Raw genomic sequence first — 15,605 nt, 5'->3', positions numbered from 1 at the left:
GTTACATGGTCTCCAGTCGGAGCTGTTTCAGTTTCAACGCGTCAATCTCGCCCGAGGCGATCTTGCACAGGATCAGGGCGGACAGTTGGGCGCGTTCGACGAAGCTGGCGGGCCAGGCGAACTCCTGATCCGAATGGATTTCGCCGCCGACGACGCCGAGGGTGTCGACATTGGGCAGGCCCGCGGCGTGCAGGTTATTGCCCTCGCAAACGCCGCCGGAGGGCTTCCAGGCGATGGTCTGCCCCAGCAGTTCGCCCGCGTCGCGGACGGCGTGGAACAGGGCGGTCTGGCTGGCGTCCATCGGCTTGGGCGCGCGGGTCATGCCGCCGTGCAGGTCCAGCGTCAGGCCGGGGAAGGGCGGCTCGGCGGCGATGGCGCGCACCGTGGCGTCGATCCAGGCGGCGGCCTCCTTGTCCGGCACACGGACGTTGAAGCGGACCACGGCGTTGTCGGCCACGACGTTCAGCGGGCCGCCGCCGGCGATCCTGGCGACATTGACGGTGACGCCCTCGCGCTGGCCGTTCAGGCCGTGCAGGCGGGCGGCGATGATGGCGGCGCCGGCGACCGCATTGGCGCCCTCGTGGAAGGCGCGGCCCGCGTGGGCGGCCTTGCCCGTGACGATCAGGTGGAAGTTGCCGCTGCCCTTGCGCTCGCCCGCTAGCGTGCCGTCGGACAGGACGGGTTCATAGGTCAGGCCGACGTGGCCACGCGCGCCGAGGGCCGCCAGCAGGGGGGCCGAGGCGGGCGAGCCGATCTCTTCGTCGGGGCTGAGCAGCACCGTCCAGCCGACGCGGGCCTTGTCCGGGTGGGTCTCGAAGGCTTCCAGCGCGGCCAGCATGACGCTGATCCCGCCCTTCATGTCGGCGACGCCGGGACCGTTCAGAGCGCCGTCGGGGCGCATGACGACCTTTTGGAAGGCGCTGTCGGCGGGGAAGACGGTGTCGTAGTGCCCGGTCAGGACCACCTGGATCGGCGCCTCGGGGCGGGCGGTGATGGTCAGGCAGTCGGCGTAGCTTTCGGGGATCACCGCGCCGCTGTCGGCCACGGTGGTCGAGGCCTTCGTGGGTACGCGCGCGACGGCGGCGGGCAGGCGGCGGGCCTCGGCCTCGAGCACGTCCAGCATAAGCGCCAGACCGGCGGCGTTACGGCTGCCGGAGTTGATATTGGCCCATTCGATGGTCCGCGCGACGATCACGTCGCCCTGGGCCGCGACGTGGTCGAGAACGGCCTGGTCGTGGGGTTCGATCCGCATGACGGCGACCCTAGACGGGGGCGGGGCAAAGGTGAAGGCGAGGCGGTTTCTCGCTCACAGGCTTGGGAAATAGGGGGCGCGCGGGATAGGTTTGCCGCAGCAGTCGAGGAGTCGCGCATGAACCGTCGTTTCAGCTTCCCCAACCCCTTCGGTCCCGTCGATTCGGGTTCGACGGCGGTGGACATGGCGCGGTTGAGCGCTCTGGCCTTCGGGTTGTGGGCGGCGACGGGTCTGATGCAGGCGGGGCTGGTCTGGTACGCCTCTGACGCCGCCTATGCCGAGTTCCGGGGCGCGACGACGGGGTTCGCCGTCTTCTTCGCCCTGATCGCGGCATGTCTGGGATGGGCGCAGTGGCGACGGCCCAACCGCATCCTGCCGGTCTTCGGCCTGGCCTGGGCGCTGTATGAGTTGAGCTCCACGGGCGTCAGCCTGATGGTCGGGGCGCCGCTGGGCGTGGCGGGCGTGCCGGCCTGGGGCGGGATGATCGCAGCGACGGCCATGCTGGCCTGCGCGATCCTGCATGTCGGCGGCCTGCGCGGCTCGGCTGCGCTGGCGCGGCTTGCCACGGCGCCGACTGCGTCTAAGAGATAGGGTTTGCAGCCGGGGGGCGATGATGAACCAAAACGCCAAACTGTGGCTGCGCGCGGCCAATCCGTTCACGCCGCCGCGTGGCATGGCCGAGGCGCAGAGGGCGGCGCGAGTTGGCGCGGTGGCGCTGGGGATCGGCCTAGTGCAGTTGTTCGTCGGCCTGCTGTCTATGCCGAAGGCCGAGGCGCTGGCTCAGGTGCTGGCTGCTCAGCAAAAGGGGCAGGTCATGACGGCTCAGCAAGTCGCCATTCAGGACGCCATCGTGGGCATGCTACCCGTGTTCATGCTGGTCACCACCTTGGTGCTCGCAGTTGTCTATGTCGTTCTGGCGGTGGCGCAGTGGCGGCGCATGACCTGGGTGATCCCGACGATCATGCTCGCCTTCATGGCCTATGGCCTCTTGAGCGGGTTCGGCGCCCTTTTGAAAATCGGCTCGTCGATCGAGTTTGAGTTCGCCTTCGTCAGTGCGCTGATGTGGCTCGTCAATCTCGCGACAATAGCCATGTATGTCGCTGCGTTCCGCGGCGGACGCATGTTTGAAAAACTGAAACGGACCTACTGATGACCGTCACCCTCTTCCACAATCCGAAATGCTCGACCTCGCGCAAGGCGCTGGAGTTGCTGCAGGAGAAGGGCGTCCAGCCGGTGGTGGTCGAGTATCTGAAGACCGGCTGGGACGCGGCGACGCTGGACCGGCTGGCCAAGGAGACGGGCGTGGGCCTGTCGGGGATGCTGCGCAAGCGCGAGGCCAAGGCGGTCGAACTGCTGGAAAGCGGGGCGTCGGACGACGTGATCCGCGCGGCCATGATCGCCGAGCCGGTGCTGGTCGAACGCCCCATCGTCGAGAGCGACAAGGGCGCCCGGATCGGGCGCCCCGTCGAGAGCATTTTGGAAATCCTCTAACACTCATTTTCGTCATCCCGGCCGCAGGCTCGCGTTAGCGAGACGGAGAGCCGGGAGCGCCCAGGACGCAGGCGAATGCATATCTTGCGGTCCCGGATAGCGGCTGCGCCGCTTCCGGGATGACGTAGAGGCTTAGCGGCTGCGGTTGCGGCGCCGGTCGGTTGCGCCGCCGCCGGGCCGGTCGCTTTCGCGACGCCAGCGAACCGAAATGCTGGCGTCGCCTTCGCCGCCGAACTTGGAGCTGACGGCCAGGTTGCGGCGCACCTGCCATTCGACGTTGACCGCCGCCCCGCCTTCGCCGCCGCCGATGATCTCCAGATAGACGTCGTCGGTGATGTAGCGGCCGCCGGCGACAGTGAGGCTGGAGGCCTCGCCGCCGAACGACAGGCGGTCCAGACCCGCCAGTTCGCGCAGGTTGCCGATCACGTCGAAGCCGCCGCCGCCAGCCAGCGAGGCCACGGCCGAGGCCAGTTGCGCCGCCTCGAAGCCCGACAACTGCGACGCTGAACGGCCGAACAGGACCTGCGACAGGATTTCGTCCTGGGGCAGGGAGGGGCTGGAGGTCAGCTCGATCTTGGGCTGGGCCGCGGTGCCCGTGACCTTGATGGTCGCCGTCAGTGCCGGGTCTTCGCGCACGGCGGCCAGGTTCAGACGGATGCGCGCCGGGTCGGTCGACAGAGTCACCGACCCGCTGTCGTCGAAGACGAAGCGCTTGCCTGCGAACTCATAGTCGCCGCGCACGACATTGGCCGTGCCGGTCAGCTGTGGACGGGTGATGGTGCCGCGTACGCGGGCGTTGGCGGTCAACTCGACGTTGAGGCCGCGGCCGCGCACATGGATTTCACGGCCCGTCAGGTTGAGGTTCAGGCCGATCTGCGGACCGCGCGCCCTGGTTTCGGCCTCGACAGGATCGCCGCCAGGGCGGTTGATCTCGACCACATCCATCTTCACCACGCCGTTCGAGCCGGGCAGATTGGGCGAGATCTCGGCCTGGTCGATGTTCAGATCGCCGCTCAGCTGGATATTGCCGTCCGCGCCGCGCACGGCGGTCAGCACCCCGTTGGCGCGGGCCTCGGCGATGTCGTTGTCGATGACGCGGAAGCGGGTCAGCTCCAGCCTCAGGGTGGAGCCCGAGCCCTGACGCAGGCCCAGGTTGCCGTTGCCGGTCACCGTGCCCTTGAGCCCGTCGGCGGCCTCGAAGCGCTCGATCACCGCCTGGTTGTCGTCGAACCGGCTGGCCAGGCTGACGCCTTCGAGACGCAGACCGGTGATGCTGTCGCGGAAGGCGCCCTGTGTCAGGTCCAGACGGCCGTTCAGGCGCGGGTCGTTCAGGGTGCCGCCGAGGGTGGCGCGGCTGGCGATCTGGCCGGACAGCGACTGGGCGCCGCCGAGGAAGAGATCCCATATGGGCTGGATCTGGCCGTTGACGGCGATCTGACCGGACATCTCGCGGGTGCGCTCGACCGCCAGGCGCAGGGGCGCGGCCGAGGCCACGACCGGCAGGCTGACGTCGGCGGAGGCCTGAACCGCCGTGCCGTCGTTGGCCTGGGCGCGGATGCGCAGGACATTGTCGTTGAGGTCGGCGTTCAGGGCGCCGTCCACGGCCAGGCCCCGCGGGGCGTCGATGCTGCGCAGCTGCTTCAGGTCGACATTGGCCGAGCCGTTCAGCCTGTCGCCCGCGCCCTGCAGCGAGACGCGGCCGGTGACCTGACCGCGCAGGTCGGGGACGAGAGAGCCCATTTCGACATTGGTCAGCTCGGCCTGAATGGCGCTGCCGGCCTTGTCCTGACGCAGCTCGCCGGTCAGGACGCCGCCGCCGACGCCCAGGTCGACACGGACGACGCGGCCGTCGCCGTTCAGGGCGATGACGGCCGGGGCGCGGGTGGTGAAGGCGACCTCGCGCACGCGGCCGCCGCCGCGCAGGGTGACGCTCTGGGCCGGGCCCTGGCGCGAGTATTCGCCCGTGCCGTTGAACTGCACCGGATTGGGCCCGCCGACGTCGGCGGCCAGGGAGAAGGGCAGGCGCTCGAGCGTGCCCTGGCCCTTGAGCGACAGGCTGCGGACGACCCAGGTCGATCCCGCCAGGCGGACGTTGCGTCCGGTGACGTCGAGAACGGCGCTCTGATCGCCGCCGCCGTCGGTCAGGCGCACCCGGCCGTCCGCCTGACCCGAGGCCAGGAAGGCGCCCTGACGCGCGGTGAAGGTCAGGTCGGCGCTGGAGGGGTAGTTGTTGGACAGGGCGATGGCCCCCTGGGCCGTCACGCCGCCCGCGTTGACGTCCACCTCGGTCAGGCGAAGGCTCTTGCCGCCGAGGAAGAAGTTCCCCGACGCCCGCGCCGGGCCGTAGTTGGAGCCGGAGTTGAGCACGATCCGTCCGTCAGACGCGTCGGCGCCCTTGCGGAAGCTGAGGATCAGATCGGCGTTGGTCAGGATCAGGCCGCCGGCCGCGACCTTGTCGAAGGCGGCGCGCAGGTCAGCCCTGGGCTGGGCCAGGGTGCCGGTCAGGGCGCCGTTTCCGCTCATGGCGCCGTCGATGGCCACGGGACCGACGCCGAACGGCCCGTGCGCGTCCCAGTCCAGGGCCAGACGCAGCTTGCCGCCCTCGATCAGGCCCTTGGCGCCCATGCGCCCGGCGGCGCCCGTCAGCTCGCCCCGGTTGATGGCCAGGACACCCCGGTCATAGGTTCCGGCCATGGCCAGACGCGGGGTCTGACCCAGAAGGCGATCCAGTTCGTCCATGCCGACGCTCAGGCGCGACGCGCGGCCGTCGAAGCTGATGGTCCACGGCCCGTTGCGGGCCTTGCCGGCCTGGATTGGTCCCTTGAAGGAGCCCTTGGCGCCGGGGCGGATACGCGAGATGTCGGTGATGTCTGCATCACCGCGGAAGCTGAGGCCGCCGGTGAGGTTGCGGCCGCCCGATCCGGTCAGGGTCAGGGCCTGACCTCGCCCGTCGATCTTCTTCAGCAGATAGGCGCCGTCGGAAGTGCGCGAGCCTTCCAGCTTCACATGGGGGGTGGCCCCCAGCAGGGCGCCGATGATGCCGGCCGTCGAGCCGCCGACGGCGCGGGCGTCGGTGACGACATCGAACTGGCCCTTATTGTAGCTGAGGGCGAGCGGCCCCGAGACGCGGGCGGCGCGATAGCTGGCGATGTCTGTGTCCTGAAGGCTGGCCGAGCCCTGCACGCTCCAGCGGTTGGCGTCGCCCTTGAACACGCCCGTATAGGTGGTCGCCCCGGCCAGGGTCGGGCCGGCCAGACGGGTGAGCGAGGGCGTCGCGACCGTCAGCTTGACGCCGTCCGGCGCGGCGCGCTGCTTGAGGTTGATCAGGCCCGAGGCACGGGTGGTGATGTTCTCGGCGGTCAGGGTCCAGCTCATGGCCTGGACATCCTCGGCGTCCCGAACCGGCAGGCTGGCGAAGCCGAAGCGGGCCCTCTGGCCAATGCGGCGGGCGAAGGGCTCCAGCAGGTCCGAGCCCGAGAAGTCGGCGGCGCCGCCGATGCGGGCGCCGGTCTTGCCGTAGCGGCCCTTGACGGTCAGGGGGGTGAAGTCGCCGGTCTTCACCTCGACGTCGACCAGTTCGCCGTTGACGACGGCGATGGCCGAGAAGGGCTTGTCGGGGGAATAGCCCAGCGCGCCGGCGATCGGGCCGCCCTGGGCCTCGCCCGCGCGCAGGTTGACCCGCAGGTCCTCGGGCTTCTTGCCGATGATCGCCTTGAGCAGCAGATGGTCGCCCTGGCGGTTCAGGCTGAAGGCGTCGACGTTGATCTTCTTGTCGCCCCGACGCGGAACCTCGGCGTCGCCGCTCAGGGTCCAGCGGCCGTATTCCTTGGAGAAGCCCTCCATCAGCTCGACCCTGGCGCTGAACTTGTCGATGTCGATGCTCAGGGCCTGGGGGCCGCCGGGCTCGGTCCGCGGCTCGAACTGGGGACGGCGGAGCAGACGGATCTGGTCCGCGCGGATCTCGGTCGCATGGAAGCGCCGCATCAGCAGGGGCCAGTAGGACCAGTCGAGGCGAACATTGGTCGCCTCCAGCCAGACGCCGTCCGCATCGGTGATGGTCACCCGTTCCAGGGTGAAGTCGTCGAACAGGTCGCCCTTCAGGCCCTCGACGTTGATGCGGCCATAGCGGCTGATCTTCTTGCCGGCGACGAAACTGGTGATCAGTTCGCGGCCGGAATCCGAGACCAGATACATTCGCCCGCCAATCGCCAGGACGATGCTCAGGGCCAGCAGGGCGGCGACCACGACGCCCGAGACGAAGGCGATGAGCTGCAGACGCGTGCGTTTGCGCTTCTCGGCCTTGGCCGGCGTTTCCGCTTCGGGTTCATGAGGCGGAGGAGTGTCGGTCAAAACGCCTGGCCGATGCTGATGTAGAGTTGGAAGGCCGCGTCGCCCTCGCGCTTGTTCAGCGGGACGGCGATATCGGCGCGCACCGGGCCGAACGGCAGCTTGTAACGGACCCCGACGCCTGCGCCGTAGCGCATGTTGGTCAGGTTGGGCGTCTCCTGGAAGCCGATGGCCCCGGCGTCGACGAAGCCGACGGCCTGGAACTTCTGGCCGATGTCGTGGCGCACCTCGATCGAGGTCTCGAACAGCGACAGGCCGCCGCGCGGCGTGTTGTCGGGCAGGCGAGGGTTGATGCTCTGATAGGAATAGCCGCGCACCGAGCCGCCGCCGCCGGAATAGAAGAGGCGGTCCGACGGCACCGTCAGCTCCTCGCCGCCGACGATCGAACCGATACGGGCGCGGCCAGCCAGCACCGTTTTGGCCCCGTCCTGCAGGGGCAGATAGGCCGTGGCCTGGCCCTCGGTCTTGAGGAACAGGACGGTGTCCTCACCCGTCACGGCCGTCGGCTGGGCCGAAACGTAGAGACGATAGCCGCGGGTCGGATCCAGCGGATCGTTGGAGCGATCCATGAAGGCGATGGCGCGCCCCGTCACGATGGCCAGGTCGCGATCGAAGGTGATCGGCGCCTGGGTGATCGGGTCGAAGCGGTTCTCTGTGTACTGTCCCGCGTCGACGCCGAGGCCGTAGGTGAAGAAGGAGGTCTTGCCGATGCGCTGCGACAGGTCGGCGTTCACGCTGACAGCGCTGCGGTCATAGGCGTCGGTCTGCTCGTTGATGAGGTAGCCGGACAGCTTCAACGTCCGGCCGGCCTTGCCCCAGTGGGGGAAGCTGGCCTCGGCGCCCAGGCGGCTGTCGATGCTGGCGTAGCGGCCGCCGTACTTCAGCGTCGCGGCGCGGCCGAAGCGGTTGTAGCGGGTTTGGAAGACGTCGATGCCGACGCCTTCGGCGGTCGAATAGGTGGCGCCGGCCTCCAGCAGGCTGCGCGGACGGTCCGACAGGCCGACGACGACCGGGCGCAGTCCCTCGGGCGTCACCTGATCCAGCGAGGCCAGGGAGACGTTTACGCCGTCATAGACGCCGGTGTCCAGCAGACGCCGCTCCAGTTCGGCCACGTCCTCGGGGTCGTAGCGGTCGCCGGCCTTCCACGGGGCCAGATTGGCGACCCAGTCTGGGTTGGTCGGCCCCCGGGTGCGCACCAGCACGCCGTCCAGCCGCACCAGTTCGCCCGAAGCGATGTTGAAATTGGGCTGCACGGTGAAGGTGGCGTGATCGACGACCACCCGGCGGGGTTCGGCCTTGGCGTCGGCGTAGCCTTCGCGCGTCAGGTTGGCGACGATCCGGCCTTCGGCGTCCAGGATGTCGGCGGCGCGACCCGGATCGCCCGGCTTCAGGCCGATGTCGGCGGTGGCGGCGGACTGTGCGGCGGGGTCAGGCACGGGGGCGACCCAGTTGACCTTGGTCTCGCTCAGTTCAAAGCGCCGTCCGGGCATGACGGTGACGACGGCGACCGGCTTTTCCTCGCCCTCGACGTCGTCCTGCAGCGTCGGCTGGTAATAGCCTTCAGAGCGAAGCAGGGCCTGGGCCGCCTCCATGGCCGAGCGCGCGCGGCGGCGGGCCTCGAAACGGTTGGCGGGGGTTTCGTCGACCTGACCGACGGCCTGCTCCAGCCGTCGACGCAGTTCGGCGTCGACGTCGCCGCGAATCTCGGCCTTGGGCTGGGCGGCGACCGCCGCGTGGCCGCACACGGCCCAGAGCGCCACGCTGGCGAGAAGGAGATGAGACCTCGACGTCAAACTGGAGCCTTGGGTTCAGGGCGCGACAACCGGAAGCGAACGCCGCTCAAGCGGAATCAGTAGAACAGCGTATCGCTTTCCGGCTGCACCGTCTGTTCCGAGGTGCGGGTTTCGGGCGGCAGGGCGTCGACCGGAGGCGGGGCCTCGGTCGCAACCGGAGCCTCGGCCACGGCGGGCGCGGCCGAGTCTTCGGCGGCGGGGGCGGCGGGCTCTTCGGTCTGGACCTCGACGGCCTCGTAGTCGTTTTCCGAACGCGGCTCATCGCAAGCCGCCAGGGCGGTGGCGGCGGCCAAGCCTGCGGCCAGGAGCAAACGTTTTACAATCAATCGGTTCATCTGGTTTTTCTTCCCCCTGTGGGGTGGCAAACGTCGTCTGCCCGGCTGGGTTCCCTCGGCTTGTCTACCGAACGAGAATGAACCGCAACTGAACCCTTTTCGTCACGGCTTCAGGCGTTTTCGTTCGTCCAGTCGGCCAGGGCCTGATCCAGCGGCAGGAGAGGGCGGTCGGCGCTGATCGGCGCGGCTGCGGCGGCGAAGCGCGGCGCGGGGGCGGGCTGATCGATTCCGGCGCTCACGAAGGTCCCGCGCGCCTGGTTGTGAGGGTGCGCCGGCGCCTCGCTCAGGGACAGGACGGGGGTGACGCAAGCCTCGGTCCCGGCGAAATGCGCCGCCCAGTCGTCGCGGTCGCGAGTGGCGAACAGAGCGGTGAAGCGGGCCTGCAGGGCGGGCCAGTTCTCCCGGTCGAACTGCGGCGCTTCGTCAGGCGTCAGGCCAAGCCCCCTGATGAGGGCGGCGTAGAAGCGCGGCTCCAGCGCGCCGACGGCGACGAAGCCGTCGTCGCGGCAGGCGTAGCAGCGATAGAAGGGCGTGCCGCCGTCCAGCAGGTTGGCTTCACGCCGCTCGCTCCACAGGCCGCGCGCCCGCAAAGCGTGGAACAGGCTGGTCAGCAGGGCCGAGCCGTCGGTCATGGCGGCGTCGACGACGCGCCCGCGTCCGGTGGTCTTCGCCTCCAGCAGGGCCGCCAGCACGCCGCTGACCAGCATCATGGCCCCGCCGCCGTAGTCGCCGACCAGATTCAACGGCGGGCAGGGCGGCTGATCGCCCGCCCCCATGGGATAGAGGGCGCCGGACAGGGCGAGGTAGTTGATGTCGTGGCCGACCTGATCGGACATCGGCCCGGTCTGACCCCAGCCGGTGACGCGGCCATAGACCAGGCGCGGATTGACGGCGGCGCAGGCGTCTGGCCCCAGGCCCAGGCGCTCCATGACGCCGGGCCGGAAACCCTCGATCAGGGCGTCGGCGCCCGCGATCAGCGCCAGGATCTTGTCGCGGTCCTCGACTGATTTGAGATCGACGGGCACGGCCGTGCGGCCGCGATGCAGCACCTCGCCGCCGACCTCGTCGAAAACAGCTGCGGGGGCGGCGCCGCCGCGCGTCAGCCGCAGAACTTCGGCCCCCATGTCGGCCAGCACCATGCCGGAGAAGGTGACGGGCCCCAGGCCGTCGATTTCGATGATGCGCAGTCCGGCGAGAGGTCCCATGCCGCCACGCTAACCGTATGGACGGGCTGTGGAAGGGCGGTCGTGACGATTTCCTCACAAAATGCGCATCTTCGCGCGCTGCGGCCCTTGACCTCCATCCGCGAATGAACCAGAAACCGCCTCCGCAAACAGGCGCTTCGCCTGTCGGCGGCGAAGCAGCCCAAGTGGTTGATTTCAAAGAGTGTGCGCCCCTAGCTCAGTTGGTTAGAGCATCTGACTTTTAATCAGAGGGTCCTCGGTTCGAGCCCGAGGGGGCGTACCATTTTCCCCTTTATTCATAGATAGTTGTTGACGGGTGCTTTAGGCCTCGTCCAGCTGGTTGTGCTTTTGGGGTCCATATGGGGGCCAAAGGGCTGTATTTTTTCACCTCGTTTCAGCCGGTTTCATTTTTCTGCTTCGGGCTCAGAGTTTTGATGGAAATGCGGTGATCGCCTAGCTGGGAGACAGTCTGGGTTGACGCCGAGTGGAAGCCGCGGAGAGCGGCTTTTCCTGACCCCTCGGGACCTGTATGGAGCGTCGCTTGTTTCAGGGCGCGAGCTGTCGCGCGCGGCGTCAAGGAAACGAGCCCGATCTTATGGCCAAGTACGAGCCCCTCGTTCGATACCTGCGTCGCCAAAAGGCGATAGAGGTTGAGCTGAGTTTTCGGGATATCGAACGGATCGTTGGCGGTTTCCTGCCCAAGGCGTCCGCTGACGTGAAGTGGTGGCGCGTCGAGGACGCGCCGTCAGCCATGCCTCAGCAACGCGCCTTCGCTCAGGCGGGGTTTACCCCTGAACCGGAACTGCGAGCCGAGAAGGTGAGGTTCGTGCGTTCGGGGTCGACCGGCGGCCCACTCGGTCACAACTGATTTTTCGCGGAAGCGCCGTTCAGAAGGCGGCGGAAGTCGAGCTGAGCTTTCGCGATATCGAGCGCATCATGGGCGGACTTCTGTCGAAGTCATCGAGCGCCTCGAAATGGTGGCGGGCCGAGGATACGCTTTCGGCCCTGCCGCAGCAGCGGGCGTTCGCCCAGTCGGGATATGTCCCCGAGCCGCAACTGAAAGCCGAAAGCGTTCGCTGCGTGCGCGCGGCCTCGCGGAACCCGACCGCGCCAGAGGCGCGGGCGAACTGAGGTCGCCGACGGAGCCTGGTGAATGGCGGTCGCTTAAGCCCGCTTTCCCCGGGGGAGATCGGCGTCGCTGCCGTGAGCGCGAAAGCCTTGTGCGTCGAGCCGGGCAGAAGGATTTCGACGGCGACGTGCCTGGAAGCGGGGGCGTCGCGAAAAGCATCCTGGCGCACGCCCCACACTTCTGGGCTGGACGATTTTCAATTCTCAAATCACAATCAAATTCTTCATGTAGATGGTCTTCGGCGTTCGGGGTTCTGGAGGTCGGCTAGAGGGACGGGATCAAAGTGAGCGCAATCATCATCGGGGCAGGCCACGCGGGGGGAAGTGTCGCGGCCATGCTGCGCCAGAACGGCTATGCCGAGCCCATCACCCTGATCGGCGAGGAGCCGCATCCGCCCTACCAGCGCCCGCCCCTGTCCAAGGGGTGGTTGAAGGGCGAGCTTGCCGAGGACGGGCTGCTGTTGCGGCCTCGCGACTGGTATGCGGAAGTCGGTATTGATCTGCGAACCTCCACGCGCGTGGTCCAGATCGACCGCGCCGCCAAAACCCTGACCCTCTCTTCGGACGAAACCCTCGCCTATGACACCCTGGTGCTCGCCACGGGCGCACGGGCACGTCGTCTGGTCCTTCCGGGGAGTGAATTGAACGGCTTTCTTGAGCTCAGAACGATCGACGACGCCGAGAGGATCAAGGCCTATTTCAAGCCCGGTTTCCGTCTGGCCGTCATCGGCGGCGGCTATGTCGGTCTTGAGGTTGCAGCGTCGGCGCGCAAACTCGGCGCCGACGTCGATGTCCTGGAGCGCGAGGACCGCCTTCTGGCCCGCGTCGCCGGTCCGGTCCTGTCCGACTTCTTTCGCGCGGAACACGAGGCGCAGGGCGTGCGGTTCCACTTCGGGGTCGAGATCCAGGGCTTCGAGGGGCTGGACGGCCATGTCTCGGGCGTACGGCTGGCGAACGGCGGGATGCTGCATTGCGACGCGGTCCTGGTGGGGATCGGGGCGATTCCCAATGACGATCTGGCGCGGGAGGCCGGGCTGATCTGCGATAACGGAGTTGTCGTCGATGCTCAGGCGCGCACCTCGGATCCAGACATCTTCGCCGTTGGCGATCTCACGCACAGGCCGATGCCGCTCTATGGACGGAGCCTTCGCCTCGAAAGCGTGCCCAATGCGCTCGAGCAGGCGCGCCAGGCTGCGGCGGCGATCAGCGGCCAACCCGAACCCAGGCCGGACACCCCATGGTTCTGGTCCGATCAGTACGACCTCAAGCTGCAGATCGCCGGCCTGCCGTTCGATGTGGATCAGGTTGTCACGCGCGGAGATCCGGCGGATCGCAAGTTTGCGGTCTTCCACCTCTGCGGGGAGCGGGTCCAGGCGGTCGAGGCGGTCAACGCCCCGCAGGAATTCATGGCCGGGCGACAATGGCTGGCGTCGCGGCGCGAGGTCGATCCCTTGCGCCTCGCGGATGTGACCATTCCCATGAAGGAGGTCTGACGCCGCAGGCGGTCGGACAGGATCGGAACCGGGAAGAACGAGCGATGAAGATCGGCGTAAGCGGGGCGAGCGGAAAGCTCGGGGCCGGGGTGGTGGCGCATCTGGGCCTTCGCCCGGGCGTGGAAGTCGTGGGGATCACGCGCACGCCGAAGACATTGGCGGGCCATGAGACCCGTTTTGGCGACTATGACCAGGCTGAAAGTCTGGACGCCGCTTATGCCGGCCTGGATCGCCTGCTGATCATCCCGACCGTCGCCCTGGCGCCGGGACAGCGCACCCGGCAGAATTTGGCGGCCATTGACGCCGCCCGTCGGGCCGGCGTGCCCCATGTGGTCTTCATGTCGTCGGCCGGCGCGAGGGCGCGGCCGGAGCCAGACGTCTGGGCGTCCTACTTCGCTGCGGAACAACATCTGATGCGCACGGCACCGCGCTGGAGCATCCTGCGCATGAACTACTACGCCGAGTCCTTCGCGGACGAGGCGAAGGCCGCCCTGGCCCAGGGCGCGCTGGTCGGACTGGGGGAGAACCGGGTCGCCTTCGTCTCCCGCGCGGACCTCGCCGCCGCGGCCGCCGGGCTCCTGGCCGGGGAGGGACATGAGGGCGCAGTCTATACAGGAACAGGACCGCGGAACTGGACGGGCGCCGAGCGCGCCGATCTAGTCGCGAGGCTGTCCGGAAAGGCGCTGAACCATGTGGTCATGCCCGTCAAGGACCTGCGGGCGCGATTTCTGGCTGCGGGGCTGCCGCCCCATGTCGTCGAGGTCGTCCTTTCCATCCGTCAGGGGTTCGTCGCCGGGGGATTCGACATCGTCACGGGCGATATCGAAAACCTGTCGGGGCGGGCGCCGCAATCGCTCGAAGCGATCCTGATACAGGCCTTTGCGGACCAGGGGGCGTCAGCCTGAGCCGACGGGCCAGACGGCGGCTGATCCGGTCAGGGGGGTGCAGGGCGGACGGGGCGGTTTCCCCGTTTCGCTTCAAGCTCAATGCCTGCTAATCAGAGGCCGTGATCGCGGCCGGGGCCGCAAGATTCAACGGGGTGCGCATGGCGCGATCAGCCGCAGGAAAAAGCAAGCACGACGACGTCGAGGGACAGGCCGACGCCGCAGCCGCGACCAATGACGTCTCCGAGAAGATGGTCTTCGTCAAACCGGCGGCCAATGCGATCCGGATCCTGAAATTCCTGGTCGAGGCGGGCGGCCCCACCCGGTCGGTGACCATTTCGCGCAGCCTGGGGCTGAACGCCAGCACCTGCTTCAACATACTGCGCACCCTGGTGATGGAGGAGGTCGTGGAGTTCGATCCCGTCGCCAAGACCTATTCGGTCGGCGTGGGTCTCACCACCCTGGTCGGGAACCTGCTGACCGAGGGGCAGCGTATCGCGGCGGCGACGCCCCAGATGCGGGATCTGGCGGACCGCTTCAATATCACCGTGACGCTGTGGAAGCGGCTGGGCGTCGACAAGATCGTCCTGATCAAGGGCGTGCCCAGTCCCGCCAATGTGCGTATTGAAATGGCCGAGGGCCAGCGTCTTCCGGTCCTGATGGCTGCGACCGGCCGCGTCATGGCCCCCTATCTCGGCTGGAGCCGGAAAGAGCTGAAGTCGGCCTTCAATGTCCTGCGCTGGCAGACGCCGCTGACGTTCGACGCTTACTGGGACGAAGTTGAAGCCGCCAAGGCGAGGGGATGGGCCGTCGACCGGGGCTATTTCACGCGCGGCGTCCAGACCGTGGCCGCGCCGGTCTTCGATCGGGCCGGCGAGGTCGCCTTCACCATCGTCGGCGTCATGCTCCAGGGGCAGTACGAGGGCGAGGCGCTGGAGGAGATCGGCGTCGCCCTTCGTGACGCCGGCCACAGGCTGACGTCAGCCCTGACCTGAGCCGTCCCCCGCGTCACCGCGGTTCGAGACCGGCGTGCTCCTTCCAGTCGGCCGGCGGAAGCTCGTCGGCGGCGAAATCCAGTTCCACTTCGACGCCGTTGGGATCGAACAGGAACATCTGCCACAGGCTGAAGGGGCGCGGAGTGCGGATCACGCGATAGGGCACGGCGGCGGCCGTCGCCCGCTCAGCCGCCGCGATGAAGTTCTCGGCGAAGAAGGCCATGTGATCAAGCGCGCCGCGCCGGGGGTCCGGCATGCGTTCGGTTTCGACCAGGTGGAGCACGGGGCGGTCGTCGGCGTAGAGCCAGGCTCCCCCCACGCCGAAGTCCGGCCGCGGGCCGGGGACCAGTCCCAGCATCCCGTAGAAGTCCACGCTCTCGTTCAGGCGATCGGTGACGATGGTGAAATGGTCCATGCGGCGGATCATGGCGTCTCCTTGAACGATATCCGATTGGCGCGGGAGCCGGCGCGTCCAGCGGTGCGCCTCATATTTTCTAGACACTTTTGCGATTTTTGTTCTAGAAAAGAATTCTGAATGGCGCGAGTCCATGCGACGGCGTCCGAATTCGAGGCGGCGCCAAGCCGTCCGTGGAAACGAGGAAGAGCCCCATGACTGTCGATGACCTGATCCTTGTGAGCGTGGACGATCACGTGATTGAGCCTCCTGGGGCGTTCACGCCGCACTGGCCGGCGCATCTGAAGG

The 15,605-nt window shown here is 68.0% G+C and carries 14 protein-coding genes and 1 tRNA gene; 9 read left to right on the top strand and 6 right to left on the bottom strand.

Features of this window, described 5'->3' with window-relative positions; all coding sequences use genetic code 11:
* Position 1: 1 nt before the first annotated feature.
* Positions 2-1,252 carry a hydrolase gene (locus ACFYLW_RS15085; protein WP_312062307.1) on the bottom strand — a complete coding sequence of 417 codons (1,251 nt, stop codon included), beginning with the start codon at positions 1,250-1,252 and terminating at the stop codon, positions 2-4.
* Between the two features lie 117 nt (positions 1,253-1,369).
* Between ACFYLW_RS15085 and ACFYLW_RS15080 the strand changes: the two genes are divergently transcribed.
* The 3 genes from ACFYLW_RS15080 to arsC are packed head-to-tail and all read left to right on the top strand — an operon-like array spanning position 1,370 to position 2,743.
* Positions 1,370-1,843, top strand: coding sequence for a hypothetical protein (locus ACFYLW_RS15080; protein ID WP_312062309.1), 474 nt, complete (start codon positions 1,370-1,372; stop codon positions 1,841-1,843).
* 22 nt (positions 1,844-1,865) lie between these two features.
* Positions 1,866-2,402, top strand: a complete 537-nt coding sequence (locus ACFYLW_RS15075; protein WP_312062311.1) for a hypothetical protein — start codon at positions 1,866-1,868, stop codon at positions 2,400-2,402.
* The gene (gene arsC, locus ACFYLW_RS15070) at positions 2,402-2,743 is read left to right on the top strand and encodes an arsenate reductase (glutaredoxin) (RefSeq protein WP_312062314.1); all 342 of its coding nucleotides are present in this window, start codon (positions 2,402-2,404) and stop codon (positions 2,741-2,743) included. Before ACFYLW_RS15075 ends, arsC begins: the two co-directional genes overlap by 1 nt.
* 132 nt (positions 2,744-2,875) lie before the next feature.
* Here the strand turns inward: arsC and ACFYLW_RS15065 are convergent, their stop codons facing one another.
* The 4 genes from ACFYLW_RS15065 to ACFYLW_RS15050 form a co-directional block, all read right to left on the bottom strand.
* Positions 2,876-7,093: a translocation/assembly module TamB domain-containing protein gene (locus tag ACFYLW_RS15065; RefSeq protein ID WP_312062316.1), complete on the bottom strand. Its 4,218-nt coding sequence runs from the start codon at positions 7,091-7,093 to the stop codon at positions 2,876-2,878.
* Complete coding sequence (locus ACFYLW_RS15060; protein WP_312062318.1) at positions 7,090-8,883, bottom strand: autotransporter assembly complex family protein; 1,794 nt, start codon at positions 8,881-8,883, stop codon at positions 7,090-7,092. The genes ACFYLW_RS15065 and ACFYLW_RS15060 overlap by 4 nt, the downstream gene beginning before the upstream one ends.
* A gap of 56 nt (positions 8,884-8,939) precedes the next feature.
* Complete coding sequence (locus ACFYLW_RS15055; RefSeq protein WP_313472546.1) at positions 8,940-9,218, bottom strand: hypothetical protein; 279 nt, start codon at positions 9,216-9,218, stop codon at positions 8,940-8,942.
* A 110-nt stretch (positions 9,219-9,328) separates the two neighbouring features.
* Positions 9,329-10,423, bottom strand: a complete 1,095-nt coding sequence (locus tag ACFYLW_RS15050) for a CaiB/BaiF CoA-transferase family protein (RefSeq protein ID WP_312062321.1) — start codon at positions 10,421-10,423, stop codon at positions 9,329-9,331.
* Between the two features lie 185 nt (positions 10,424-10,608).
* Between ACFYLW_RS15050 and ACFYLW_RS15045 the strand changes: the two genes are divergently transcribed.
* The 6 genes from ACFYLW_RS15045 (at position 10,609) to ACFYLW_RS15020 (ending at position 14,902) form a co-directional block, all read left to right on the top strand.
* Positions 10,609-10,685, top strand: a tRNA-Lys gene (locus ACFYLW_RS15045).
* Between the two features lie 312 nt (positions 10,686-10,997).
* Entirely contained in the window at positions 10,998-11,270 is a 273-nt protein-coding gene (locus tag ACFYLW_RS15040) for a toxin-antitoxin system, antitoxin component (RefSeq protein WP_390183212.1), read from the top strand.
* A 68-nt stretch (positions 11,271-11,338) separates the two neighbouring features.
* Positions 11,339-11,533 carry a hypothetical protein gene (locus ACFYLW_RS15035; protein WP_390183211.1) on the top strand — a complete coding sequence of 65 codons (195 nt, stop codon included), beginning with the start codon at positions 11,339-11,341 and terminating at the stop codon, positions 11,531-11,533.
* A 281-nt stretch (positions 11,534-11,814) separates the two neighbouring features.
* Complete coding sequence (locus tag ACFYLW_RS15030; RefSeq protein ID WP_390183210.1) at positions 11,815-13,023, top strand: NAD(P)/FAD-dependent oxidoreductase; 1,209 nt, start codon at positions 11,815-11,817, stop codon at positions 13,021-13,023.
* Entirely contained in the window at positions 12,951-13,928 is a 978-nt protein-coding gene (locus ACFYLW_RS15025) for an NAD(P)H-binding protein (protein ID WP_390183209.1), read from the top strand. The genes ACFYLW_RS15030 and ACFYLW_RS15025 overlap by 73 nt, the downstream gene beginning before the upstream one ends.
* Positions 13,929-14,068: 140 nt before the next feature.
* Positions 14,069-14,902: an IclR family transcriptional regulator gene (locus tag ACFYLW_RS15020; RefSeq protein WP_390183208.1), complete on the top strand. Its 834-nt coding sequence runs from the start codon at positions 14,069-14,071 to the stop codon at positions 14,900-14,902.
* Positions 14,903-14,915: 13 nt separating this feature from the next.
* Here ACFYLW_RS15020 and ACFYLW_RS15015 read toward each other — a convergent pair whose 3' ends face one another.
* Entirely contained in the window at positions 14,916-15,329 is a 414-nt protein-coding gene (locus tag ACFYLW_RS15015; RefSeq protein ID WP_390183207.1) for a VOC family protein, read from the bottom strand.
* Positions 15,330-15,605 lie beyond the last annotated feature (276 nt).

It is taken from the genome of Brevundimonas sp. NPDC007368 (assembly GCF_042869015.1).
GTDB lineage: Bacteria > Pseudomonadota > Alphaproteobacteria > Caulobacterales > Caulobacteraceae > Brevundimonas.
The sequence above is the reverse complement of the archived record's forward strand: the minus strand, read 5'-3'. Positions and strand labels throughout refer to the sequence as shown.

Excerpts from the sequence above, each read along its gene's own strand:
- ACFYLW_RS15020 (WP_390183208.1), top strand. The coding sequence starts at position 14,069 with ATGGCGCGATCAGCCGCAGGAAAAAGCAAGCACGACGACGTCGAGGGA.
- ACFYLW_RS15075 (WP_312062311.1), top strand. The coding sequence starts at position 1,866 with ATGAACCAAAACGCCAAACTGTGGCTGCGCGCGGCCAATCCGTTCACG.
- arsC (WP_312062314.1), top strand. The coding sequence starts at position 2,402 with ATGACCGTCACCCTCTTCCACAATCCGAAATGCTCGACCTCGCGCAAG.
- ACFYLW_RS15035 (WP_390183211.1), top strand. The coding sequence starts at position 11,339 with ATGGGCGGACTTCTGTCGAAGTCATCGAGCGCCTCGAAATGGTGGCGG.
- ACFYLW_RS15050 (WP_312062321.1), bottom strand. The coding sequence starts at position 10,423 with ATGGGACCTCTCGCCGGACTGCGCATCATCGAAATCGACGGCCTGGGG.
- ACFYLW_RS15085 (WP_312062307.1), bottom strand. The coding sequence starts at position 1,252 with ATGCGGATCGAACCCCACGACCAGGCCGTTCTCGACCACGTCGCGGCC.
- ACFYLW_RS15040 (WP_390183212.1), top strand. The coding sequence starts at position 10,998 with ATGGCCAAGTACGAGCCCCTCGTTCGATACCTGCGTCGCCAAAAGGCG.
- ACFYLW_RS15025 (WP_390183209.1), top strand. The coding sequence starts at position 12,951 with ATGGCTGGCGTCGCGGCGCGAGGTCGATCCCTTGCGCCTCGCGGATGT.
- ACFYLW_RS15080 (WP_312062309.1), top strand. The coding sequence starts at position 1,370 with ATGAACCGTCGTTTCAGCTTCCCCAACCCCTTCGGTCCCGTCGATTCG.
- ACFYLW_RS15055 (WP_313472546.1), bottom strand. The coding sequence starts at position 9,218 with ATGAACCGATTGATTGTAAAACGTTTGCTCCTGGCCGCAGGCTTGGCC.
- ACFYLW_RS15015 (WP_390183207.1), bottom strand. The coding sequence starts at position 15,329 with ATGATCCGCCGCATGGACCATTTCACCATCGTCACCGATCGCCTGAAC.